At 64.5% G+C, this 23,417-nt stretch carries 26 protein-coding genes; 15 read left to right on the top strand and 11 right to left on the bottom strand.

Features of this window, described 5'->3' with window-relative positions; translation table 11 throughout:
* Positions 1 to 137 precede the first annotated feature (137 nt).
* The 7 genes from glyA to V8683_RS08930 all read left to right on the top strand — a co-directional run bounded on the left by glyA (position 138) and on the right by V8683_RS08930 (position 4,763).
* Positions 138 to 1,385, top strand: coding sequence for a serine hydroxymethyltransferase (gene glyA / locus V8683_RS08900; protein WP_411188674.1), 1,248 nt, complete (start codon positions 138 to 140; stop codon positions 1,383 to 1,385).
* Between the two features lie 18 nt (positions 1,386 to 1,403).
* On the top strand, positions 1,404 to 1,886 hold the full coding sequence (gene nrdR / locus V8683_RS08905) for a transcriptional regulator NrdR (protein ID WP_411188675.1): 483 nt from the start codon (positions 1,404 to 1,406) through the stop codon (positions 1,884 to 1,886).
* A gap of 156 nt (positions 1,887 to 2,042) precedes the next feature.
* Positions 2,043 to 2,579, top strand: coding sequence for a GspH/FimT family pseudopilin (locus tag V8683_RS08910; RefSeq protein ID WP_411188676.1), 537 nt, complete (start codon positions 2,043 to 2,045; stop codon positions 2,577 to 2,579).
* Positions 2,580 to 2,635: 56 nt separating this feature from the next.
* Positions 2,636 to 2,992, top strand: coding sequence for a hypothetical protein (locus V8683_RS08915; RefSeq protein ID WP_411188677.1), 357 nt, complete (start codon positions 2,636 to 2,638; stop codon positions 2,990 to 2,992).
* Complete coding sequence (locus V8683_RS08920) at positions 2,965 to 3,789, top strand: PilW family protein (protein ID WP_411188678.1); 825 nt, start codon at positions 2,965 to 2,967, stop codon at positions 3,787 to 3,789. Before V8683_RS08915 ends, V8683_RS08920 begins: the two co-directional genes overlap by 28 nt.
* Positions 3,786 to 4,310: a pilus assembly PilX family protein gene (locus V8683_RS08925; protein ID WP_411188679.1), complete on the top strand. Its 525-nt coding sequence runs from the start codon at positions 3,786 to 3,788 to the stop codon at positions 4,308 to 4,310. Before V8683_RS08920 ends, V8683_RS08925 begins: the two co-directional genes overlap by 4 nt.
* A 24-nt stretch (positions 4,311 to 4,334) precedes the next feature.
* The gene (locus V8683_RS08930) at positions 4,335 to 4,763 is read left to right on the top strand and encodes a type IV pilin protein (RefSeq protein WP_411188680.1); all 429 of its coding nucleotides are present in this window, start codon (positions 4,335 to 4,337) and stop codon (positions 4,761 to 4,763) included.
* A gap of 22 nt (positions 4,764 to 4,785) precedes the next feature.
* Here the strand turns inward: V8683_RS08930 and V8683_RS08935 are convergent, their stop codons facing one another.
* From V8683_RS08935 to V8683_RS08945, 3 genes are all read right to left on the bottom strand, one after another.
* Entirely contained in the window at positions 4,786 to 5,253 is a 468-nt protein-coding gene (locus V8683_RS08935; RefSeq protein WP_411188681.1) for a DUF3318 domain-containing protein, read from the bottom strand.
* A gap of 34 nt (positions 5,254 to 5,287) precedes the next feature.
* Positions 5,288 to 5,674, bottom strand: coding sequence for a phage holin family protein (locus tag V8683_RS08940; RefSeq protein WP_411190501.1), 387 nt, complete (start codon positions 5,672 to 5,674; stop codon positions 5,288 to 5,290).
* Positions 5,675 to 5,831: 157 nt separating this feature from the next.
* On the bottom strand, positions 5,832 to 6,134 hold the full coding sequence (locus V8683_RS08945; protein WP_411188682.1) for an ElaB/YgaM/YqjD family protein: 303 nt from the start codon (positions 6,132 to 6,134) through the stop codon (positions 5,832 to 5,834).
* A 334-nt stretch (positions 6,135 to 6,468) separates the two neighbouring features.
* On the opposite strand from V8683_RS08945, the gene V8683_RS08950 reads away from it, so the two are divergent.
* Positions 6,469 to 7,107 carry a peroxiredoxin gene (locus tag V8683_RS08950; RefSeq protein WP_411188683.1) on the top strand — a complete coding sequence of 213 codons (639 nt, stop codon included), beginning with the start codon at positions 6,469 to 6,471 and terminating at the stop codon, positions 7,105 to 7,107.
* A 111-nt stretch (positions 7,108 to 7,218) separates the two neighbouring features.
* Here V8683_RS08950 and V8683_RS08955 read toward each other — a convergent pair whose 3' ends face one another.
* The gene (locus V8683_RS08955; protein ID WP_411188684.1) at positions 7,219 to 8,409 is read right to left on the bottom strand and encodes an acyl-CoA dehydrogenase; all 1,191 of its coding nucleotides are present in this window, start codon (positions 8,407 to 8,409) and stop codon (positions 7,219 to 7,221) included.
* 98 nt (positions 8,410 to 8,507) lie between these two features.
* Between V8683_RS08955 and V8683_RS08960 the strand changes: the two genes are divergently transcribed.
* Positions 8,508 to 9,326, top strand: a complete 819-nt coding sequence (locus V8683_RS08960) for an IclR family transcriptional regulator (protein ID WP_411188685.1) — start codon at positions 8,508 to 8,510, stop codon at positions 9,324 to 9,326.
* 114 nt (positions 9,327 to 9,440) lie between these two features.
* On the opposite strand, the gene argF is transcribed toward V8683_RS08960, so the two are convergent.
* Positions 9,441 to 10,370, bottom strand: coding sequence for an ornithine carbamoyltransferase (gene argF / locus V8683_RS08965; RefSeq protein ID WP_411188686.1), 930 nt, complete (start codon positions 10,368 to 10,370; stop codon positions 9,441 to 9,443).
* A 357-nt stretch (positions 10,371 to 10,727) separates the two neighbouring features.
* Between argF and V8683_RS08970 the strand changes: the two genes are divergently transcribed.
* Complete coding sequence (locus tag V8683_RS08970; protein WP_411188687.1) at positions 10,728 to 11,075, top strand: DUF3579 domain-containing protein; 348 nt, start codon at positions 10,728 to 10,730, stop codon at positions 11,073 to 11,075.
* Positions 11,076 to 11,245: 170 nt separating this feature from the next.
* On the opposite strand, the gene rpsT is transcribed toward V8683_RS08970, so the two are convergent.
* Entirely contained in the window at positions 11,246 to 11,509 is a 264-nt protein-coding gene (rpsT, locus tag V8683_RS08975) for a 30S ribosomal protein S20 (RefSeq protein ID WP_411188688.1), read from the bottom strand.
* A gap of 582 nt (positions 11,510 to 12,091) precedes the next feature.
* On the opposite strand from rpsT, the gene murJ reads away from it, so the two are divergent.
* Together murJ and V8683_RS08985 are read left to right on the top strand one after the other, a co-directional pair.
* Complete coding sequence (gene murJ / locus V8683_RS08980) at positions 12,092 to 13,642, top strand: murein biosynthesis integral membrane protein MurJ (RefSeq protein ID WP_411188689.1); 1,551 nt, start codon at positions 12,092 to 12,094, stop codon at positions 13,640 to 13,642.
* 5 nt (positions 13,643 to 13,647) lie between these two features.
* A complete protein-coding gene (locus V8683_RS08985) occupies positions 13,648 to 14,493 on the top strand; it encodes a SirB1 family protein (protein ID WP_411188690.1) in 846 nt (281 codons plus the stop codon).
* An 84-nt stretch (positions 14,494 to 14,577) separates the two neighbouring features.
* Here the strand turns inward: V8683_RS08985 and V8683_RS08990 are convergent, their stop codons facing one another.
* The 5 genes from V8683_RS08990 to lpxK all read right to left on the bottom strand — a co-directional run bounded on the left by V8683_RS08990 (position 14,578) and on the right by lpxK (position 18,501).
* Positions 14,578 to 15,336 (bottom strand): 3-hydroxyacyl-CoA dehydrogenase, encoded by a 759-nt coding sequence (locus V8683_RS08990; RefSeq protein WP_411188691.1) that lies wholly within the window; start codon positions 15,334 to 15,336, stop codon positions 14,578 to 14,580.
* A gap of 208 nt (positions 15,337 to 15,544) precedes the next feature.
* A complete protein-coding gene (adk, locus tag V8683_RS08995) occupies positions 15,545 to 16,207 on the bottom strand; it encodes an adenylate kinase (RefSeq protein ID WP_411188692.1) in 663 nt (220 codons plus the stop codon).
* A gap of 282 nt (positions 16,208 to 16,489) precedes the next feature.
* Positions 16,490 to 17,293: a 3-deoxy-manno-octulosonate cytidylyltransferase gene (gene kdsB / locus V8683_RS09000; protein ID WP_411188693.1), complete on the bottom strand. Its 804-nt coding sequence runs from the start codon at positions 17,291 to 17,293 to the stop codon at positions 16,490 to 16,492.
* Positions 17,294 to 17,300: 7 nt separating this feature from the next.
* Complete coding sequence (locus V8683_RS09005; RefSeq protein WP_027794177.1) at positions 17,301 to 17,504, bottom strand: Trm112 family protein; 204 nt, start codon at positions 17,502 to 17,504, stop codon at positions 17,301 to 17,303.
* Positions 17,485 to 18,501, bottom strand: a complete 1,017-nt coding sequence (gene lpxK, locus V8683_RS09010; RefSeq protein ID WP_411188694.1) for a tetraacyldisaccharide 4'-kinase — start codon at positions 18,499 to 18,501, stop codon at positions 17,485 to 17,487. Before lpxK ends, V8683_RS09005 begins: the two co-directional genes overlap by 20 nt.
* Positions 18,502 to 19,076: 575 nt before the next feature.
* On the opposite strand from lpxK, the gene xseA reads away from it, so the two are divergent.
* The 3 genes from xseA to V8683_RS09025 all read left to right on the top strand — a co-directional run bounded on the left by xseA (position 19,077) and on the right by V8683_RS09025 (position 23,398).
* Positions 19,077 to 20,456, top strand: a complete 1,380-nt coding sequence (xseA, locus tag V8683_RS09015) for an exodeoxyribonuclease VII large subunit (protein WP_411188695.1) — start codon at positions 19,077 to 19,079, stop codon at positions 20,454 to 20,456.
* A 347-nt stretch (positions 20,457 to 20,803) separates the two neighbouring features.
* On the top strand, positions 20,804 to 21,382 hold the full coding sequence (gene sodB / locus V8683_RS09020; protein WP_411188696.1) for a superoxide dismutase [Fe]: 579 nt from the start codon (positions 20,804 to 20,806) through the stop codon (positions 21,380 to 21,382).
* Positions 21,383 to 21,928: 546 nt separating this feature from the next.
* Entirely contained in the window at positions 21,929 to 23,398 is a 1,470-nt protein-coding gene (locus V8683_RS09025) for a hypothetical protein (RefSeq protein WP_411188697.1), read from the top strand.
* Positions 23,399 to 23,417 lie beyond the last annotated feature (19 nt).

Genomic DNA, 23,417 nt, shown 5'->3' on the forward strand with positions numbered 1-23,417 from the left:
GCACGGGCTGTCCTGCCTTGCGTGTGCGGCACCTCCTTCCGCCACGTCAAGGCTCGTCTTCCTGCCAGCAGCGCCGCGTACCAGCTACGCGTTCCGCGCGAGACCCGGTCAACCTGAACACACTTAACGGAATCCGTATGTTTGACAGAGCCGAAAGCACCATCGCCAAAGTCGATCCCGAACTCTTCAAGGCCATTGAACTCGAGAACCGCCGTCAGGAAGAGCACATCGAGCTGATCGCCTCGGAAAACTACACCAGCCCGGCCGTGATGGCCGCGCAGGGCTCGCAGCTCACCAACAAGTACGCCGAAGGCTATCCCGGTAAGCGCTATTACGGCGGCTGCGAATACGTGGATATCGTCGAGCAGCTCGCGATCGACCGCGTGAAGGCACTGTTTGGCGCCGAAGCCGCGAACGTTCAGCCGAACTCGGGTTCGCAGGCGAACCAGGGCGTGTTCTTCGCCATGCTCAAGCCCGGCGACACGATCATGGGCATGAGCCTTGCCGAAGGCGGTCACCTCACGCACGGCATGGCGCTCAACATGAGCGGCAAGTGGTTCAACGTCGTGAGCTACGGCCTCGATGCCCAGGAAGACATCGATTACGACGCGCTCGAAAAGCGCGCGCACGAGAGCAAGCCGAAGCTGATCATCGCGGGTGCGTCGGCATTCGCGCTGCGTATCGACTTCGAGCGCATCGCCAAGGTTGCCAGGGCAGTGGGCGCATACTTCATGGTCGACATGGCGCACTACGCAGGCCTGATCGCCGCGGGCCTCTACCCGAACCCGGTGCCGCATGCGGACTTTGTCACCACGACCACGCACAAGAGCCTGCGCGGCCCGCGCGGCGGCGTGATCCTGATGAAGGCGGAGTTCGAGAAGCCGATCAACTCGGCCATCTTCCCGGGCATCCAGGGCGGTCCGCTCATGCACGTGATCGCGGGCAAGGCGGTGGCGTTCAAGGAAGCGCTTTCGCCGGAATTCAAGACCTACCAGCAGCACGTGGTGGAGAACGCACGCGTGCTGGCGGAGACGCTGGTCAAGCGTGGTCTTCGTATCGTTTCGGGCCGCACGGAAAGCCACGTGATGCTGGTGGACCTGCGCGCGAAGCACATCACGGGCAAGGAAGCCGAGCGGGTGCTGGGAGAAGCGCATATCACCGTGAACAAGAACGCCATTCCTAACGACCCGGAAAAGCCGTTCGTGACGAGCGGCATCCGCCTCGGCTCGCCGGCCATGACGACGCGCGGCTTTGGCGTGAAGGAAGCCGAGCAGGTGGGTAACCTGATTGCCGACGTGCTCGACAACCCGGCAGATGCGGCAACGATCGAGCGCGTGCGCGCGCAGGTCGCCGAGCTGACGAAGCGCTTCCCGGTTTACCGCTAAGCCGCGCGCCGACCCAGCATGCGCTGCCCTTTCTGTCGGCACGAAGACACACAGGTGGTTGACTCGCGCGTGTCCGAAGACGGCGCCGCGATCCGCCGGCGCCGCCGCTGCCCGGCCTGCGACAAGCGTTTTACGACGTACGAGCGGGTCGAGCTGGCGATGCCGGCTGTCGTGAAGAAGGACGGCAGCCGCACGGAATTCGACCGCCGCAAGATCGTGGCCAGCATGCAACTGGCGCTGCGCAAGCGTCCGGTTGCGGCCGACGCGATCGATGCGGCGGTGGCGCGCATCGAATATCAACTGCTTGGCAGCGGCGAGCGCGAGGTGCGCAGCGAGCGCCTTGGCGAGCTCGTCATGGCCGAGTTGCGCGAACTCGACAAGGTCGCGTTCGTGCGTTTCGCATCCGTATACCGGCGCTTCGAGGATGTCTCCGAATTCGAGGACGTGATCGAGGAATTCCGCCGTAGCAGCAGCGCCGGCACGCCGCCGCGCAAACGCTGAGTCCTTCCGCATTTCTCTTCTCCTCTTTCGCAGCCGTTCGTGACGCATGGATTGTCGCGAACGGGCGCGTCCTGTGCCACCTGGCCGTTCGGCCGATTGTTCCGCTCCCGCTTTCTCGCTAGATTGACGGCAATACCTTAAAAATAAGGATTGCTGATGAAATACAACGGCTTCTCGCTGATCGAGACCATGGTCGTCGTGGTCCTGCTTGCGATTGGCGCGGCTGCGGCGACGCCTTCGTTTGTCGCCTGGCGCATACGCGACGAGGTGAACGCACGTGCGAACGCGTTGCTCGGAACATTCGCCTATGCGCGCAACGAAGCGATCCGGCGCAAGGCGCGTATCACCGTATGCCGTATCGACGTGGCTCGTCATTGCCTTGCGGCCAACAAGGCCTGTCCGTCGGGGGCAGCCGACTGGTCGTGCGGGTGGGCGGTGATGGCCGAAGGCCCAGGGTCGATGCGTCCCCTGCGGGTGCAGCCAGCGCACGATAACGTAGCAATCGCGTCGCAATTGACTGCGATCACGTTTACCCCGCCGGCGGGGCAGGCCATCGGCGTGCTTCGCAGCTTCGATATCGCACCGCGCGCTGCCGGTGGGGCCGTGCGCGGTGCGCCATGGCGCCGCTGCATTCGCGTCGCGGCGGCAGGACGCGCACGCATCAACGAGGGCGCGTGCGGAGGGGCGTCGTGAGGCGGGGGCGCGGCACGACCAGGCGTGGTGCGACGCTGCTGGAGGTCGCATTGGCGATGGCCATCATGGCAATTTGCGTGCTCGGTCAGCTCGGTACGCAGATCGCCATGGCGCGGCACGCACGGGCCGCGAGCGAGCGCGAACGCGCCGCGTTTGCCGCCGATGCGATCGCGGAGGCGTTGCTCGGAGCTTCCGCGAGGGCCGCAGACGAGTGGAAGGCGAGAGTGCCGGCTATCGTGCCGCTGGGCACCGTCGCGCTGACAAGTGCGGGCGGCGAGGGCGTTGTCGCGACCGTGACGTGGGTTGCGTCGCGCTACGCAATGGCGCCCGCCGTTTCAGTGCCGCCGGACATGTGCAACGGCGTGGCGGCTGCCGAGGGTCACGCATGCGTCTCGCTGGCGTTCGCAAAATGACGGGCAGCGGGTTCAGCACGAGGCGGAGCAGCCGCGGGCATACGCTGCTGGAATTGACGATTGCCGTCGCGCTCGGCCTCGTCGTGGGGGCGGGGGCGATCACGGCATATCGTTCGCAGCACCAGGCATTCGTCGCGGCGACCGACGCCGCGCGCATTCACGAGGCGGGCATGAATGCATTGCTGCTGATCGGCGAGCAGATCCAGATGGCGGGCTTTACGCCGGCCGATACACCGCAAGGACCTGCCGCGAGTGCCATCTTCGGCTGCACCGCCGGGCGACCAGTGGGAGCCGATGCCGGTCTGACCTGCGAGACGCTGTCCAGCCGCTCGGATGGCATTGCGATTCGCTATGTCGGCGACACCGTCTCGACCTCGCGTTCGTCGTCGGGAGAGGTGACCGACTGCCTCGGTCAGGCGGCAGGCGGGGAGGGCGTGACGGTGGTCAACCGCTACCACGCGAAACCGAGCAGTTCCACCGGCGAGCCGGAGTTGTACTGCGAAGGTTCGGGCAAGGTCGGGACCGCGCAGCCGCTCGTGGAGGGCGTCGAAAAGCTGCGCCTGCGCTACTGGCTGGCGGACGCGAGCCAGCCTGTGGATGCCTCGTCGCTCGCGCGCGACCAGTGGCCCCAGGTCATCGCCGTCGATCTGTGCGTACAGGTGCGCGGTGCGCCGTCTACGCGCCGGGTGAGCTACGTCGATTGCAATGGCGCGACGATCCTCGCCACCGACGGACGCGCGCGCCAGATCTTCTGGCGCCATATCGCGCTACGCAATGCGGCGGGCGGTGCGGCATGAGCGCGGCACGCAGCCATTCGCCGCGCGGGCGGCGGCAACGTCGAGGCATCGCGCTGCCGGTCGTACTGGTGATGGCGTCGATGATGCTCGTCACGTCGTCGGCCTGGTTCGAAGCTGCGTTGCTCGAAGCGCGCAATGCCAGCTTTATTGCCGACACGCTGCAGGCGTTTCATGCCGCCGATGCCGCGCTCTTGCTCTGCACGCGCGCGCTGGCCAACGGCTCCATGATCGCACCGGCGGCACCCGTCTTGACAGGGGAGCCGGCGGGCTGGCGCCAGCAAGCCGGCTTCGATGCACGGGCCATTGCTGTGACCGGCGCGTGGCCGGGCTCGGTCAGGCCGCCGCAATGTTTCGTCGAGGCATGGCGCATCGGCAGCCGGCCGGCGGCGCGCGCCTTTGTCTTGACGGCACGCGGCTTTGGCGCGTCCGAAGAGACGCAGAGCTGGCTGCAGGTACAGCTCGTTCTCGACGGTACGCATATCGAACGGCATTGGCGCCGCATTGCAGCGCGGCCTTTCTGACGAGGCGCCAGGGAGGGAAAGACGATGAAAGCCGGGAAGCACGCGTTCACACTGCTGGAGCTCGCGATGGCGCTTGCGGCGATGGCGATCGTTGCGGTTTTCGCGTTGCCGTCGTGGAGCGGTCAGATCGCACGTAGCCATCGGATCGAGACCGTGACCGTGCTCTATCGTGCGGCGCAATTCATCGATACCCAGGTGTCGGTGCCGGCAGTGCTGCCTGCGGGCATGGATCAATCGCCGCCGACAGGGCCGCCAGTCTACCGCCTGCGTCTGTTGCCCGCGGACGAGTCGAACGGCGGTTACGGACTGGAGGCTTCTCCGGTTGCCACGGGACCGATGCACGGCGACCCCTGCGGAATCTTCACGCTCGACGCGACAGGGGCACGCGGCAACCGGACTGCGATAGCGGGCACGGTCGCGCCGGTTGCGGAGGAATGCTGGCGAGGGCGCTGAGCGAACCGGGTAGCCCGGAGCGTCAGTAGCCCGCGTCGGGGGACTCGTCAGACGAATTGGCGCGCGCGGGGCGGCCATTCTGGCGCCGCATCTGCTGCCACACGCGATATGCCTCCCACGCGGTGAACGCGAGGCCGCCCCACTTGATGATCGGACGTGCCGCCGAAACGAGCCTGCTGCGCAACGGCTTGGCGACGACCAGCGAGACGAGCGAGCTCAGAAGCGGATATTGCTTGAGCAGGTTGCCGATTCCGGCGCCCGCCGAGACAGCCCCGCCCGCGCGGCTGAAACCGGGCACGAGAAAGCGCAGCCAACTGAAATGGGTGGCCCGCTCGCGCAACTCGACAATCGTTTCGGCCATTTCGGCGCGCTCCACGCTCGCGCGGACGATCAGCAGTTCCTTGCGCAACGCGCGCAACTGCGGCGTGGAAAGGTCGTGGGAGCGCGGCCGGGCGGGGCGAAAGGCGTTATCCGGTTTCGATTGGTTCATGGCGTCGGCTGGATTGAGTAGCGGTTCCTGGCGATCAATGCTTGCGAAGGATTTCGCGGTCCTTCTCGAACTCTTCCAACGTTGCCTGGAAAACCAGCGGGGCATTGCGCAGCCCGCTGCGCGCCTTGAGCGCACAGACGAGCGCGGCCAGCGCGTAGACGGCGGTGATAACGGCCAGTGCCTGCCAGCGCCAGGTGTCCCAGAAGGCGATCGCAATCAGCGCGGTCAACGCGATCAACGCCATGGTGGCAAGCATCATCGCCGCGAGGCCGAGGAACAGGACGGCGAGCAGACGTTCCTTCTCCTCCGCCAGTTCGATGCCGATGAGCTCGAGCCGGGTTTGCAGCATCGCGAACGCCGAACCGAGCAGCCGCCGCAGCGGTCCGTGGTCGTGTCGTGGCGATTGGGTATCTGTCGTCATGGCGGGAGCAGGTTGCGCATGCGATTGCGCGAGGAAGGACGGGCCGGTGCGGCGCACCGGCCCGCGGTAGGGCATGGCGCCCGGCACGGCGTGGCCCGGGCAAGCGTGGCGGTATGGACCGCCAGGCCAGTCGCCGGTTGCCGGGCGCGGCGCTCGCTTACTTGCGGTTGATCAGCAGACCGATCAGCACGCCCACGCCTGCCGCGATACCGATCGACGTCCACGGATGCTCGTGAACGTAGTCGTCGGTGGCGCGAGCCGCCTTCTTGCCCTTCTCGATCACCACGACCTGAACGTCGGCCGCTTTCTCCTTCGCCTGTTTCAGGCGGGAGAGCGCCGTTTCGCGCAGTTCGGACGCCCGTTCGCCGGTGGCGCTCGCTGCCTGCTTGAGCAGGTCCTCTGCATCCGCGAGGACGGTCTTGATATCCGACATCAGCCTCTCCTTGTTGACTTCTGACATTGACTGGCTCCCTTCGTGTTACGCCACGCGTGAATCGTAACAAAGAAACGGACGCTGGCGAGTGCGGCGCGCACTCGAAGCGCCTGTGGCGCACTTACTGTTCCCGTGCTGCAACGGCTCGTGTCACGCGGCACACCAGGTTGGATGGAGTTGATCTGGCCCGAGAAGTTTCCATGATCCGGTCCGAAATTACCAAAACTCATAATGGTGTGAGGCAATGTTCGTTCGCGGCGCGGGCGGACTCCCGTATGCTTGGGTGTCCGAGGTCTTTCACGGTTCGAAGCCCGGCCGGTGCCGGGAGATTCCACCCACACTCCATTCAAGGAAACGCACCATGAGTCTACGTCTTGGCGATATCGCACCCGACTTCGAGCAGGATTCGAGCCTCGGCCGCATCAGCTTCCACGAGTGGCTCGGCGACAGTTGGGGCGTGCTGTTCTCCCATCCCGCCGACTTCACGCCCGTTTGCACGACCGAACTCGGCCTCACGGCCAAGCTCAAGGACGAGTTCGAGAAGCGCGGCGTGAAGACGATTGCGCTGTCGGTGGACAGCGCCGAGTCGCACAACGAGTGGATCAAGGATATCAACGAGACGCAGGCGGCGAGCGTCGGTTTTCCGATTCTCGCGGACGGCGATCGCAAGGTGTCCACGCTGTACGACATGATCCACCCGAACGCGAACGAGACGCTGACCGTGCGTTCGCTCTTCGTGATCGATCCGAAGAAGAAGGTGCGGCTCATCATCACCTATCCGGCGAGCACGGGCCGCAACTTCGACGAAGTGCTGCGCGTGATCGACTCGCTGCAGCTCACGGACAACTATCAGGTCGCGACGCCCGGCAACTGGAAGCAGGGCGACGACGTCGTGATCGTGCCTTCGCTGAAGGACGAAGAGCTGATCAAGCAGAAGTTCCCGAAGGGATACAAGGCGTTGCGTCCGTACCTGCGTCTTACGCCGCAGCCGAACAAGTAAGCGGCGGTCGAGACAGCGCCCGGACGGGTTCCCCGGAACGCCCGCTCAAGCAAAAAGCGCCGCACATCGTGCGGCGCTTTTTTCATGCTTTCCTGCCTGCGCAGGCGCCGTTCAGAAGAACGCCTGAATGCCCGTTTGCGCACGACCGAGGATCAGCGCGTGGATGTCGTGCGTGCCCTCGTAGGTGTTGACTACTTCGAGATTCACGAGGTGGCGCGCTACGCCGAATTCGTCGGAGATGCCGTTGCCACCCATCATGTCGCGGGCGAGACGGGCGATGTCGAGCGACTTGCCGCACGAGTTGCGCTTCATGATGGAAGTGATCTCCACCGCGGCCGTGCCTTCGTCCTTCATGCGGCCAAGGCGCAGGCAGCCTTGCAGGCCGAGCGTGATTTCGGTCTGCATGTCGGCGAGCTTTTTCTGGATCAACTGGTTCGCCGCGAGCGGGCGGCCAAACTGCTTGCGATCCAGCACGTATTGGCGCGCGGTGTGCCAGCAGGATTCGGCGGCGCCGAGCGCGCCCCAGGCGATGCCGTAGCGCGCCGAGTTCAGGCAGGTGAACGGTCCGCGCAGGCCCTTCACGCCCGGCATGATGTTCTCCTCCGGCACGAACACTTCGTCGAGCACGATTTCGCCCGTGATCGACGCGCGCAGGCCCACCTTGCCGTGAATCGCCGGTGCGGACAGACCCTTCCAGCCCTTTTCGAGGATGAAGCCGCGGATATCGTCCTTGCCGTTTTCTTCGAGCTTCGCCCAGACGACGAACACGTCCGCGATCGGCGAATTCGTGATCCACATTTTCGCGCCCGTGAGCGAGTAGCCGCCGTTCACCTTTTTCGCGCGCGTGATCATGCTGCCCGGGTCGGAGCCATGGTTCGGCTCGGTGAGGCCGAAGCAGCCGATCCATTCGCCGGACGCGAGCTTCGGCAGGTACTTCTGCTTTTGTTCCTCCGAACCGAACTCGTAGATCGGCACCATGACGAGCGACGACTGCACGGACATCATCGAGCGATAGCCGGAGTCGATGCGCTCCACTTCGCGCGCGATCAGCCCGTAGCTCACGTAGTTCAGGCCCGGACCGCCGTACTGTTCGGGGATCGTCGGTCCGAGCAGGCCCACTTCGCCCATTTCGCGGAAGATCGAGGCATCGGTCTTTTCGTGGCGGAACGCCTCCAGCACGCGCGGCGCGAGCTTGTCCTGCGCGTAAGCGGCAGCGGCGTCGCTCACCATGCGTTCGTCTTCGGTGAGCTGCTGGCTCAGCAGCAACGGATCTTCCCAATGAAACTGGGCGTGTTCGGCCATGGTGTCTCTCCTCCAAAAGGGGAATTTGTACTTGACGGAAGTTCCGCAATGCGGAACAATGTTTTGCATATTGACTCCAGTGTATCACTTACGCGCCCATGTCTGCATCTGGATTCCCCTTATCCGCTTCGCTGCCCGGCGGCGAGCTCGACGAGCGCAAGTTCGTCGTCGCGCTCGCGCGCGGCCTCGAACTGCTGCGGGCGTTCCGCCCCGGCGAAACGCTGCTCGGCAACCGCGATTTCGTCGCGCGCACCGGCCTGCCGAAGGCCACCGTGAACCGGCTCGCGTACACACTCACCGTGCTTGGCTACCTGCGCTTCGACGAAGCCCTCGGCAAGTACGCGCTCGATGCGGGCGTGCTCTCGCTTGGGTTCACGATGCTCTCGAACACCGACGTCCTCGAACTCGCGCGGCCGCATCTGCGGGCCTTCGCGCGCGAGGTGGGGGCGGCGGTATCGCTAGGCTGCCGCGACGGGCTGGAGATGATCTATCTGGAGACGATTCGCAGCGAGACCGCGCTCACGCTCGGGCTGGCTTCGGGCTCGCGTCTGTCGATGCTGACAAGTTCGATGGGTCGCGCGTATCTCGCGGTTCAGCCGCCTGACGTGCGCGCGGCGCTCATGGCCGAACTGGAGAAAGCCGCGGGCGCGGAGGGACCGGCGCAGGTGGCGGCCACGCAGCATGAGATCGAGATATTCGCGAAAGAGGGCTGTTGCTACTCGTTTCGCGACTGGCATGACGACGTGAACGCTGTCGCGGTGCCGTTTCGCGAGCCGCGCGAGCGCCGTTGGCTCGTGCTGAGCTGCAGCGGGCCGGCCTCGTCGATGGGACCGGACGTGTTTCGCCAGCGTGTGGCGCCGCTGCTCAAGTCGCTGGCGCGGCGGCTCGGGGAGACGGCTCCAGGCGCGGCAGCCTGAGCCGCGCGCAGAAATGAACAATGCCGGGAAGATGTCCCGGCATTGCGACGAGAAGGGGGCTTGACGCCTCCGTAGACGGTCTGCGGATCCGCTCGCGGTTGCGGTCGGCCCGGCTCAGTGGTTCAGCCGGCCGAGCAGCAGGAATTCCATCAGCGCCTTCTGGACGTGCAGGCGGTTTTCCGCCTCGTCCCACACCACGCTTTGCGGCCCGTCGATCACGTCCGCGCTCACTTCCTCGCCGCGGTGGGCGGGCAGGCAATGCATGAAGAGGGCGTCGGGCTGGGCGCGCGCCATCATCTCGGCGTCCACGCACCAGTCGGCGAACGCCTTCTTGCGCGCTTCGTTTTCGGCTTCGAAGCCCATGCTCGTCCAGACGTCGGTGGTGACGAGGTCGGCGCCTTCGCAGGCGGCGTTCGGATCCTCGAACACTTCGAAGAACGGCTTGCTTTCCTCCGCAACGAGCGCTGCGTCGAGCGGGTAGCCCGGCGGCGTCGAGATGGTCAGCTTGAATTCGAGAATCTGCGCCGCTTCGATCCACGTGTAGAGCATGTTGTTCGCGTCGCCGACCCAGGCGACCGTCTTGCCGCGGATCGGGCCGCGATGCTCGTAATACGTGAAGATGTCGGCCAGCACCTGGCAGGGGTGGTACTCGTTCGTCAGGCCATTGATGACCGGCACGCGCGAGTTTTCGGCGAAGCGCGTGAGGATGTCCTGGCCGAACGTGCGGATCATGATGATGTCGACCATGCGCGAGATCACCTGGGCCGCGTCTTCGATCGGTTCGCCGCGGCCCAACTGCGTGTCGCGCGTGTTCATGAACACGGCATGGCCGCCGAGCTGGAAGATACCGGCTTCGAACGAGAGCCGCGTACGCGTGGAGTTCTTCTCGAAGATCATCGCGAGCGTACGGTCGTGCAGCGGATGATACGTCTCGTAGTTCTTGAATTTGCGCTTGAGGATGCGGGCACGCTCAAGCACATATTCATAGTCTTCAAGAGAGAAATCCTTGAACTGCAGGTAATGGCGTAGGGTCCGGGAGGTCATGAAACGAAAGCGGCGCCCGATCCGGCCTCGAAACTGCAGGATGGGGCCGGCGACGCCGCTGCGGTTGGTGGTAAGTCAATGCAGCATAAAGGATTTTGCAGGATTTGACGAGTCGCCCGGAAGCCGTACGGGGCGCGCGGCAGGGGTAAGCGCCTCGCGATCGGGGCGTTACTGCCGGGGGCACGGACACCCGCCGGAGCGGCTTGTGTGCAGTGCGGAAAGACCCCTGCCAGGCTATAATCGCGGGGTTTTCTCTCAGGCACGATAGCGGGCCTGTGCGCTGGCCGGAAGCCCGTGACCCCTATCCCGCCGGCAACTCGTGGGTGACGCGAGCGTGCCGCCACACAGGTACCGTACATGGCCGACGAAGCCCCAACCGAATACTTCATTCAAGGTATCACCTCGAACGGGAAGACGTTTCGTCCGAGCGACTGGTCGGAACGCCTGGCGGGCGTGATGTCGAGCTTCGGTCCGAAGGCGTCGGCGAACGCGCGGGGCCCGAATGCCTATCTGCGGTACTCGTTGTATGTCCGGCCGACGATGATCGGCGACCTGAAGTGCGTGGTCCTCGATTCGCGGCTGAAAGACATCGAGCCGATGGCGTTCAACTTCGTGATGAATTTCGCCAAGGACAACGACCTCCTCGTGACCGAGGCATGCGAACTGCCGCACGATCACCCGACCCAGCAGGTCGGGGCAAGCTGATTCTTTCGGCACGATGAAGCGACCCGCTACGGCGGGTTTTTTTACGTCCGGTTCAATGTCTTCTTCGCAAGAGATGATTCACGCGCGCCCACAAAAAAACCCGCCGAAGCGGGTTTTTCGTGCTGCAGTGGAAACAGGAAGCGGCCGTCGTGGCGCGCTTTCCGTATCGCTTACTGCATTGCCTTGACGGCGGCCGTGAGGCGGCTCTTGTTGCGAGCGGCCTTGTTCTTGTGAACGATCTTCTTGTCGGCGATGATGTCGAGCGTCTTTGCCGAAGCCTTCAGAATTTCTGCGGCCGCTGCCTTGTCGCCGGCGTCGATCGCCTTGCGAACAGCCTTGATAGCGGTGCGGAACTTCGAGCGCAGCGCCGAGTTGTGCGAGTTTGCCTTCGAGGCTTGACGGGCACGCTTGCGTGCTTGTGCGGAGTTTGCCATTACGATTCCTTGAGTTTTCAGAGCGCAAGCCCGCCGACATCGAGTCGGACTGGAGAACGCGCCTTGCCTGGATTTGAGCTTCCGGGACCCATGCCCGAAAGCGCAAAACGGTATTTGCCGGTTGTGTGCCTCGAATGCCTCGAATACTTTGAGGCTGCATCGAGTGCGCATTTGCCGACTGCGCCTTTTGTGCCAAAGTCGAAAAGTGCCGCCTGCCTCCTACCCCTGCCTTCTACCCAGAAGGCGCTGACAGCTGGTTTTCGCTTTCTTTCCAAGACGCGGATTCAAGGTCCACGGGAGACCAAGAATCGGCAATTATAGCAACAAAATCATGGGAGTGGCAATCGTGCCGCATCGGGCGCGTAGGCTCGCGCGGGGCATCGCCGCGCGAAAAAGGGCTTGATCGCCGTGTTTCGCCGGCGTGCAGTCCGATCGGATTTATGCGCTCTCGACCGAACGCTGTCTTCTGCGCGTGGTCAGATTCGCGGATCGCCGCAGATCACATCGCAGATCACAAAGAGGCGAAGTATGGCCGGCGCATAGCATCGGCCGGCTTCGCGGCACCCGTATAATAAGCGCCCCATGAATCTATTCCGAGCCCTGCTGACGGTCAGCGGCTTCACGCTGCTGTCGCGCGTGACCGGTCTGGCCCGTGAAACACTGATTGCCCGCGCGTTCGGCGCGAGTCAGTTCACCGACGCCTTCTACGTTGCGTTCCGCATTCCCAACCTCCTGCGCCGGATCTCGGCGGAGGGGGCGTTTTCCCAGGCGTTCGTGCCGATCCTCGCTGAGTTCAAGAACCAGAAAGGGCACGATGCCACGCGCGACCTCGTCGACGCCACCTCCACGGTGCTCGCTTGGGTGCTCGCCATTCTTTCGGTACTCGGCATCGTCGGCGCCTCGCTTGTCGTGACGGTCGTGGCCTCGGGCCTCAAGAGCGACGGGCAGGCGTATCCGCTCGCCGTCACGATGACGCGCATCATGTTCCCCTATATCGTGTTCATCTCGCTGACGTCGCTCGCGTCGGGCGTGCTGAACACGTACAAGCAGTTCTCGTTGCCGGCGTTCGCGCCGGTCCTGCTCAACGTTTCGTTCATCGTCGCGGCCGTCTTCTTCGCGCCGCACATGAAGCAGCCGGTCTATGCGCTCGCGTGGGCCGTGATCGTCGGCGGCGTGCTGCAGTTTCTCGTTCAACTGCCGGCCTTGAAGCGTATCGACATGATGCCGCGCATCGGCTGGCGCCCGCTGAAAGCGCTCGCCCATCGCGGCGTGAAGCGCGTGCTCGCGAAGATGGTGCCGGCGATGTTCGCCGTCTCGGTCGCGCAGATCAGCCTCATCATCAATACGAACATCGCATCGCGTCTCGGTGCGGGCGCGGTTTCGTGGATCAACTACGCCGACCGCCTCATGGAGTTTCCGACCGCGCTGCTCGGCGTGGCGCTCGGCACGATCCTGCTGCCCAGCCTCTCGAAGGCACACGTCGATGCCGATCCGCACGAGTATTCGGCGCTGCTCGACTGGGGGCTGCGCGTGACGTTCCTGCTCGCCGCGCCTTCGGCGATCGCGCTGTTCTTCTTCGCCGAGCCGCTCACCGCGACGCTGTTCCACTACGGCAAATTCGACGCGAATTCGGTCGTCATGACGGGCCGCGCGCTCGCCGCCTATGGCGTGGGCCTCATCGGCCTCATTCTCATCAAGATCCTCGCGCCGGGTTTCTATGCGCGCCAGGACATCAAGACGCCCGTGAAGATCGGCGTGGGCGTGCTCATTGCCACCCAGGTCAGCAACTACATCTTCGTGCCGGTCTTCGCGCACGCGGGCCTCACGCTCTCGGTCGGGCTCGGCGCCTGCATGAACGCGCTACTCCTCTTCATCGGCCTGCGCCGGCGCGGGATCTACATGCCGTCGTCGGGCTGGGCGACGTTCTTCGTGCAACTGATCGGGGCATGCCTCGTGCTGGCGGGGGTGATGCACTGGTGCGCGACCAGCTACGACTGGATCGGCCTGCGCCACGAGCCCTTCGCGCGCATCGCGCTGCTCGGCGCCTGCCTCGTCCTGTTCGCAGCGTTATATTTCGGTATGCTGTGGCTGATGGGCTTCAAGTACGCTTACTTCAAGAGGCGGGCGAAGTGATCACGATGAACACGCGGGTACTGGATTATTTCAGCGCGCTCGTGGCCGACGACGACAGCCTGCCGCTTACCGAAGCGGCACTCGCGATTGCGCAGGATGCGTACCCCGATCTCGATCTGCAAGGCACGCTCGCGGAAATCGACGAGCTGGCGCTGCGCGCGCGCCGCCGCGTGCCCGAGGGCGCCGCCCTGCGCGAGCGCGTCGCCGCCCTGAATCAGTGTTTCTTCCGTGAATTCGGCTTCGCCGCCAATCTCAACGACTACTACGATCCCGACAACAGCCACCTGAACGCCGTGCTGCGCCGCCGCCGCGGCATTCCCATTTCGCTGGCGGTGCTCTATCTGGAGATTGCGGGTCAACTGGGGCTGCCGGTGCGGGGCGTGTCGTTTCCGGGTCATTTCCTGCTGCGCGCATCGCTGCCGGGCGGGGATGCGATGTTCGACCCCACCACGGGCCGCGGGCTGACCGAATCCGATATGGTGGAGTTGCTGGAGCCTTACGTGGCGAAGGCCGGCGATTCGGTCGTGCGCACGCTGCGCGTGCTCCTTGAGCCGGCTACGCGCCGCGAGATCGTCGCGCGCATGCTGCGCAACCTCAAGGCGATTTATCTGCAGACGGAACGCTGGGAGCGCCTGCTCGGCATCCAGCAGCGGCTCGTGATCCTGCTGCCGCACAGTATCGAGGAAGTGCGCGACCGCGGTTTCGCGTATGCGCGGCTCGATTACCTGCGTCCCGCGCTCGAAGACCTCGAGCATTATCTCGACGAGCGCCCCGATGCCGAAGACGCCATGGTCGTCGAGTCGCAGTTGCAGGAGCTGCGCCAGCGCACGCTCGATAACGAGCAGGGCTGAGCACATCTGGCCGTTCGCGCAGAAAAAAGCCCACGCTTCGCTGCGTGGGCTTTTTCGCTTCTGGCGCTGCCGTACTTGCGGTGCTTATTTCGGCTGCATGCGGATTGCGCCGTCGAGGCGGATCACCTCGCCGTTGAGCATCGGGTTCTCGAAAATCTGCTTGACGAGCATCGCGTACTCCGCGGGCTTGCCGAGGCGCGACGGGAACGGGACCATGGCGCCGAGCGCGTCCTGGACTTCCTTGGGCATGCCGAGCAGCATCGGCGTTTCGAAGATGCCCGGGGCGATCGTCATCACGCGGATGCCGCTGCGCGAGAGGTCGCGCGCGATCGGCAAGGTCATGCCGACCACGCCGCCCTTCGAAGCCGCATAGGCCGCCTGGCCGATCTGGCCGTCGTAGGCCGCGACCGACGCCGTGTTGACGATCACGCCGCGCTCGCCGCCTTCGTTGGGCGCGGTCTGTGCCATGGCGGCGGCCGCGAGGCGGATCATGTTGAACGTGCCGATCAGGTTGACCGAAATGGTCTTCGCGAACACGTCGAGCGGATGCGGGCCGTCCTTGCCGACCGTCTTCACGGCGGGCGCGATGCCCGCGCAATTGACGAGGCCGTGCAGCGCGCCGAGCGCGGTCGCTGCGGCAACCACGCTCGCGCCGTCCTCCTCGCTTGCGACGTTGCACTTCACGAACGTGCCGCCCAGTTCCTTCGCGAGCGCGTTGCCGGCTTCCTCGTTCAGGTCGGCGATGACGGCCTTGCCGCCTTCGGCGGCGATCAGGCGCGCCGTGGCGGCACCGAGGCCCGAAGCCCCGCCGGTGATGATGAATACGTTGTCGCGGATCTGCATGCTGTGTCTCGGCTCCATTTGTTATGGTCGTCGTGCGGGCGGCGTGCACGAAAAAACGGGCCGCCCGGCGGCGCGCTCATGGCGCGGCGCCAGCCGGCCCGCAGACATACCAGCATGATCCGAGGCCGGCAGTGGGGTAGCCGGTCTTGCCGGTTTCTCCCCGGCTGGCCGGCCCAAGTGCTACTTGAGGCGTTACGCGAGAACGGTCTTACTTGAGTGCGTCGAACACGCGCGTGCGAATTTCGTCGACGGTGCCGAGGCCCGAGATCGCGCGATATTCCGGCGCCTTCAGACCGTTTTCCGCGCCACGCTTCGCCCAGTCGCTGTAGTAGGCGATGAGCGGCTTCGTTTGCGCGACGTAGACGTCGAGACGCTTGCGCACGGTCTCTTCCTTGTCGTCGTCGCGCTGGACGAGCGGCTCGCCCGTCACGTCGTCCGTCATGTCCACTTTGGGCGGATTGAACTTGAGGTGGTAGGTGCGGCCCGATGCCGGATGCATGCGGCGGCCGCTCATGCGCGTAATGATCTCGTCGAACGGCACGTCGATCTCGAGCACGTAGTCGATCGGCACGCCGGCCTGCTTCATGGCTTCGGCCTGCGGCAGCGTGCGCGGGAAGCCGTCGAACAGATAGCCGTTCTTGCAGTCCGATTCCTGAAGGCGCTCCTTCACGAGATTGATGATCAGTTCGTCGGTCACGAGCTCGCCCGCGTCCATGAAGCGCTTCGCCTCGAGGCCCAGCGGCGTGCCGGCCTTCACGGCCGCGCGCAGCATGTCGCCGGTCGAGATCTGCGGAATGCCGAACTTTTCCTTGATGAAGCTGGCCTGGGTTCCCTTGCCCGCGCCCGGGGCGCCCAACAGGATCAAACGCATGTCAACAATCTCCGATCTATGTGAATTCTTGCGGCGCGGCTTGCCTTTCTTCGGCAGGCGTTAGCGGCGTCGTGCGTCTCTCCCCGTTCGCAACAGCGACCGCTTCGGCACGTGCCGGCGGGGGCAGCGATACGCCCCGCGCAGCAGCGTCGCGTGTCAGGCACAGCGACGGCGCAGCAGGGCGAAATCGGCGAAATATGGGGAAACCCCGACGCACCAAGGCTTTATACGGCTCGCGCAAACAATTGATTATGCCATGGGTTTTTTACGCCATTACCGGAATTAAGTCCGGTATAACGCCTGCACGCGAGCGAGGTCGGCCGGCGTATCGACGCCTGGCGCGGGGGCTTCTTTCGTCACCAGCACCGCGATGCGCTCGCCGTGCCACATCGCCCGCAACTGCTCGAGCGCCTCGACCTGTTCGATCGGCGAGTGGGCGAGCGACGGGTAGCTGCGCAGGAATTTCGCGCGATAGGCGTACAGGCCGATGTGCCGGTAAACCGTCGCCGGGGCAGGCGGGGCGGGCATTGCAGCCAGATCGAGACGCTCGGGCGACCAGTGCGGCTGCCATGCGTCGCGGGCCCACGGAATGGGCGCGCGGGAGAAGTAGAGCGCCACGCCGCGCGAATCGAGCACGACCTTCACGACGTTCGGATTGAGGATTTCGTCCGGGGCCGTGATCGGGTGGGCGGCCGTCGCGATCGCGCATTCCGGATGCGCGGCGAGGTGCGACGCAACGTCGCATATGAGGGCAGGGTCGATCAGCGGCTCGTCGCCCTGCACGTTGACGACGATCGTGTCGTCGCTCCAGCCATAGTGCGTCGCGACTTCGGCGAGCCGGTCGGTGCCCGACGGATGGTCGGCGCGCGTGAGCATCGCCTCGAAGCCGTGCTCGCGCGCGGCGTCGAGTACGCCCGGCGCGTCCGTCGCGATCAGCACCTGCTGCGCGCCCGACGCCTGCGCGCGTTCGGCCACGCGTACCACCATGGGTTTGCCGCCGATGTCGGCGAGCGGCTTGTTCGGCAGCCGCGTGGAAGCAAGACGCGCGGGTACGACGGCAATGAAGGGTTGCACGAGGCCGTTCATATCCGGGTCAGGCCGCGCCGGGGCCGGCCGGATCGACCGGCGTGCCTTCCACGGTCTGACGCGCTTCGTCCACCAGCATGACGGGAATGCCGTCGCGGATCGGATAAGCGAGCTTGTCGGCGTTGCAGATGAGCTCCTGCGCGGCGCGATCGTAGCTGAGCGGGCCCTTGCAGATCGGGCAGACCAGGATTTCAAGCAGACGGGCGTCCACGGAGTTTCTCCACAACCAGAGTGATAAGGCGATGATCGAGCGCGGCAACCACGGGGACGACCCAGATGCGCGCATCGTTCCAGGCCCCCAATTTTACTGCATCCTTTTCGGTGACCAGGATCGCGTCGGCTTTCACCTCGGCAAACGGGTTGGTCGCGTAGGCGTAGTGGTCGGGCAGGGGCAGCGTCTGCGGCGCGAGCCCCGCGCCGCGCACGGTCGCGAAGAAGCGCTCCGGCGAGCCGATGCCGGCCGCCGCCACGAGGCGCTGTCCCGCGAACTGCGAGAGCGGGCGGCGCAGCGCCGGGTTGGCCAGATGCCAGGCGTCGCCGGGTTCGAGCGTCAGCAGAAAGGTGTCGGGCCAGGGCGGCAGCGTCCGCTCGAACGGATTGTTGACGAGCGTGGCGTCGCGGTGGCGCGAGAGCGGCTCGCGCAGCGGCCCGGCGGGCAGCAGGAAGCCGTTGCCGTCCAGGCGGTGGTCGAATACGACGAGTTCGAAGTCGCGCGCGAGGCGATAGTGCTGCAGGCCGTCGTCGCTGACGATCACGTCGACGTCCTCGTGGGCGGCGCGCAGCGCCTGCGCGGCGGCGACGCGGTCCGGCGAAACCCACACGGGCGCGCCGGTGCGGCGCGCGATGAGAAGGGGTTCGTCGCCGGCAAGCCGTGCCGCGGTGGCGCTCGTGACGGGCGTAGGGCGTTCGACCTTGGCGCCGTAACCGCGCGAGACCACGCCCGGCGTGAAGCCCGCCGTGCGCAGCGCTTCGACGAGCGCGATCACGGTAGGCGTCTTCCCCGTCCCGCCCACCGTCACGTTGCCGACCACGACGACCGGCACGCCCACGTGTACGCTTTTGAGCCAGCCTGCCGCAAAGGCGGCGCGGCGCGCGCCGCTGACGGCCGCGAAAACCGCGGCGAGCGGCGTCAGCGCCCAGGCAAGCGGGCCGCGCCGCTGCCATTCCTGCGCGAGCCGGTTTTCGATGCGCGAGGCGAGGCCGCTCATCGGCATGCGCTCCGCGTTCGCGCGCGCCCGGCGCCGCGTACGGGCGTCGCGCGGGAAGGCAGGACGGGCTGGGCTGGCATCGGGCGATTCTCCGGATCGTGGGACGGCATGGCGTGACGGAATACTTGCACTCGCGGCCCCGCCTTGCCGGACAGGGCAAGGGGCGTTCGCGTCCCGAACCGGCACGCGGATGCCGCCGGGAACCTGGCACTCTAGCGCGGGAGGCGGGCGCGCCGCAAGCTGCCCGTCCGGACGGTTTTTGCTGACCCCCGACCGGGGCGATTGCCAGCCTGCCTGTGGATAACTTTGTGGAGAAGTGGCACCCGCGATGGCTGGAAAGCCCGCATGCGGGGGCTTCCGTCGGCGAAAGGTCATGGTATATCGATAAAAAACGTAATCAAATCAATCATGTAGTGAAAATTTTGTGGGTCTGCGACTCGTTGTCGCCGCGCATGGCCTCTGACCTGCGCGGTGTGGAAACCTCGCAGCGCTTGCCATAAGCCCGAAGGTCGTGCTGGACGCCGGGCACCCGGACGGTCTATCGTCTGTCCGGCCTGGTTTTTCGCACGCTCCGCATGAATTCCGATCGATTCCCTGCTTCCCCCCCTGCCCCCGGCGGCGACGTCGTCGTGCCGGTTTCGGCGCTCAACCGCGCGATCGCTTCGATGCTCGAACGCACGTTTCCGCTCGCGTGGATCTCGGGCGAAGTGTCCAATTTCACGCGCGCCGCGAGCGGGCACTGGTACTTCTCGATCAAGGACGCGCAGGCGCAGATCCGCTGCGTGATGTTCCGCGGCCGCGCGCAGTACGCCGAGTTCACGCCGCGCGAGGGCGACCGCATCGAGGTGCGCGCGCTCGTCACGATGTACGAGCCGCGCGGCGAGCTGCAACTGAACGTGGAGGCGGTCCGGCGCACGGGCCAGGGCCGGCTCTACGAAGCTTTCCTGCGGCTGAAGGCGCAACTGGAGTCCGAGGGGCTGTTCGATCCCGAGCGCAAGCGCACGTTGCCGACGCATCCGCGCGCCATCGGCGTGATCACCTCGATGCAGGCCGCCGCGCTGCGCGACGTGCTCACGACCTTGTCCCGCCGCGCACCGCACGTGCCGGTGATCGTCTACCCGGCGCCCGTGCAGGGCGCGGGCTCGGCCGAAAAGCTCACGGCCATGCTCGAAACGGCGAATGCCCGTGCCGAAGTGGACGTCCTCGTGCTGTGCCGCGGCGGCGGCTCGATCGAGGATCTCTGGTCGTTCAACGACGAGGCGCTCGCTCGCGCGATTGCGGCGAGCGGGATTCCCGTGGTGAGCGGCGTGGGCCACGAGACCGATTTCACCATTGCCGACTTCGCCGCCGACGTGCGCGCGCCCACGCCGACCGGCGCCGCCGAGCTCGTGAGCCCGCAGCGCGTGCTGCTGCTGCGCGAGCTGGACCAGCGCCATGCGGCGCTCGCGCGCGGCTTCGGCCGGCTCATGGAGCGGCGCGCGCAGCAGCTCGACTGGCTTGCACGGCGGCTCGTTTCGCCCGCCGAGCGGCTCGCGCAGCAGCGTGCCCATTTGCGGCAACTGGCGCTCCGGCTCGCTTCGGCCGGCTCGCGCGCGGCGGCCGACGCCCGTGCACGCTTTGCCGTCGTGCAGATGCGCTGGCAGCGTGCGCGCCCCGACGCGACGGCGCAGCTCGCGCATGTCGAGGCGCTGGCGCGGCGCCTGAACGGTGCCTTTGACCGGCAGCGCGAACGCGAAACCGCACGGGTTTCCGGGCTTGCCGCGCGCCTCGAAGTGCTGAGCCCGCAGCGCACGTTCGAACGCGGCTATGCGGCGCTGCTCGACGCGCAAAGCGGCGCAGCGGTGCGCGCGCCCGCGGCGCTCAAGCCAGGCAAGCGGCTGACCGTGCATCTTGCCGAGGGCAGTGCCGACGTGGCCCTCGCCGACGTGCAGCCGCGATTCGCCGACGGGTTCTGATGCGGCTACCGGTTCCGCATGTGACCGGACCCGCACGGCACGCCGCATGCGCAGCGTAGCGGCATGTGCTGCCACGCTCGCGTTCACGCTGCTGACACAGCGTTGCGCGAGGGTGGAGCGGCGCATCCTTGCATGCAGCGCTCGTGCCTCGGACCCGCCGCGAACCGGCTCCGGTGCGAGGTCGGGAGAGGTCCGGAAACCCCGGAAACCCTTGTACGGCCGATATCCGGCATAAAGTCCGCGCGTTTGCGGGGTTATTCCAAGTCGCCTACAATCGAGCGCTCAATGCCGGCGAATTTGTAGAACTTCACGCAGAACTCCCCATAACACGACGAAGGAACCGCATCATGTCATTTACGCTCCCGCCGCTGCCGTTCGCGAAGAACGCCCTCGTTCCGAACATGTCGGAAGAGACGCTCGAATACCACTATGGCAAGCATCACCAGGCCTACGTCACGAACCTCAACAACCTGATCCCGGGCACCGAGTTCGAAAAGCTCTCGCTCGAAGAGATCATCAAGAAGTCGTCGGGTGGCGTGTTCAACAACGCGGCCCAGATCTGGAATCACACCTTCTTCTGGAACAGCCTCTCGCCGCAGGGCGGCGGTGCGCCGGCAGGTGCGCTCGGCGACGCGATCAATGCGAAGTGGGGTTCGTTCGACGCGTTCAAGGAAGCGTTCTCGAAGGCTGCGGTCGGCAACTTCGGCTCGGGCTGGACGTGGCTCGTGAAGAAGGCGGACGGCTCGCTCGACATCGTCTCGACCAGCAACGCCGCCACCCCGCTCACGACCGATGCGAAGCCGCTCATCACGATCGACGTGTGGGAACACGCTTACTACATCGACTATCGCAACGCGCGTCCGAAGTTCGTCGAAGCGTTCTGGAACATCGTGAACTGGGACTTCGCAGCGAAGAACTTCGCGTAAAGCGTCTGTGACGTGACAAAATAGTTCGGAAAGTGCAATAAAGATTGGAAAATCCGAGCGTAGTACCGCAATAAAGTTTGGAAGTAGTAATAGAAATGAAAGCCCTCAAGTTCGAGGGCTTTCTGCTTTCTAGGACCCGAGAGCTCCAGCCGCTCTTTTTCAGTTCATGTTTAGTGCATGCTGCAGAGTGGCCATTTGACAACGACTCCGCGGATCCGGCGCAGGGGCAAAATTACTTGAAAAATTCAAGTCCGCTATCTGTACTTCAGTACAGATAGGGCGGGAATGGATCTCAAATTTTGAGGGTTGATACACCACCCGCTGAGCAACCTGTTGCTCCAACGAGCGTCGGGAAAAGTCAGCGTCGCAACGGTACCGAGAGCGCGTTCGGCTTTGCGGCCGTTTTGCTGCGAAGGAACTTGGCGAGTCGAGAATGTGGTAGCAACGACCACTAGTTTGATTCGCATTTCCCAAGTTTTCGCGGAGTTCGCCACCGCGTTATGGTCATATCTTCCGGTCTATAATCGCCGCTCGGGGGCGAGGCCTATGTTGAGCAAGATTGATGGTTCTTACCAGTTCGTAGCGTCGAGGCTCAGGAAACGGCCCTCATCTGATGGTCAGCTTTGGTTCTTTCTCGCCATGATCTTCGGTGCCATCCAGATGGCGCATATGGCAGGACATCTACAATCAGGATCCGGAGCACTCTTTTGGGTGACGTGTGCAGTGGCCGGCTTGATCTGGTTGTTCGTCGGGGTTGCGTTGAGTCTGCGGCCTAGTCATCCATCCATCATCAGACTGCAAGGTCGCGCTCGTTACGCCTTTGGTTTCACGGCGATTCTGTCTGCTGGGTTGACCATGCAGGCTGCGATGCGCAATTTGACACATCATGCTATCGCAGTCGATTTAAATATACTTTACTTCGTGTCACTGTTGATCACGCTTATTGCCATGATGACAAATCCGAACTGGCTATGCTTGCCTGTAAAGATTTATTACGAAGGGCTAAGACGAAAATTTGGACGTGGGATGGATCGGGCGATTCACGAGGTTCGCGGTCCGGATCGAGACCCCATCCACCTGATTAACTGCTTCTCGCAGTCGCCTATCGCACGTGACGACGAAAGAAAGGAGCAACGAGGTGGAGAAAATTTCTGCGTCAGCCGTCACTATTGTGGGACGAGATCCAGTGGGTATTTCCCGACAGAGGAATGGTATGTTGGGAAGAAGCGAAAAAGCTGGAGGCATCAGTGGATTTGGCGGCTGGTAGCGACATCAGGGGCGGCGGTTGACATCCACCCGGTCAAGCAGAGTCCGCTCTGGAATTCGCTTCTTACCGTCTTCAACATGGGGCTCGGGGTGTGGGTGATTAACCCGACGTTCGATCTGAAGCGTCGGACGTGGTGGCCATCCTTCTTTCTAAATTCAATGGCGGCGCTAAACCTGCACAACAACCGTACGAAGTGGATGCGTTTGAGTGACGGCGGGCATTTTGAGAACCTGGGGATTTACGAACTGGTTGCCCGCGAATGCATGGACATCGTAGTGGTCGATGCAGGGCATGATCCGAACTACGAATTTTCAGACCTAGCGTGTGCGATCGCGAGATGCTGGGAGGACTTTGAAGCGCTGATCGACGTTCCCGAGCTCTTTCCGGATGAGACGCGGAATAGCGTTCAGGAGGTGGTCCTGACGGGAACAATTCGTTATAAGGACAAGCCTGAGCTGGGCAAGATCACATATATCAAGTTGGGGGTGGAGAGCTGGCATTCGCTTCCGCTACGGCTGCGGTCTTCGATCGACCGGCATTTCCCCCACGAGCCAACCACAAATCAATTTCCGACGCGGGATTTTATCAACGCCTATTACCGGCTCGGCGAGGAGACGGCGCCGGGTAGCAGCGGCGCATTGCTGCGCCGCCGCCCCCTCAGAACGGAGCGTGCAAGTTTCCCCGCACTCCGCTCAAGCCTTTCAAAGCCTATAAAAGGCCAGTTCAAAATGGCCGCTCAGCTCGGCTGAAGATGTTCCAGCAGACGAG

The sequence above is a fragment of the Paraburkholderia sp. AV2 genome, from assembly GCF_054968425.1.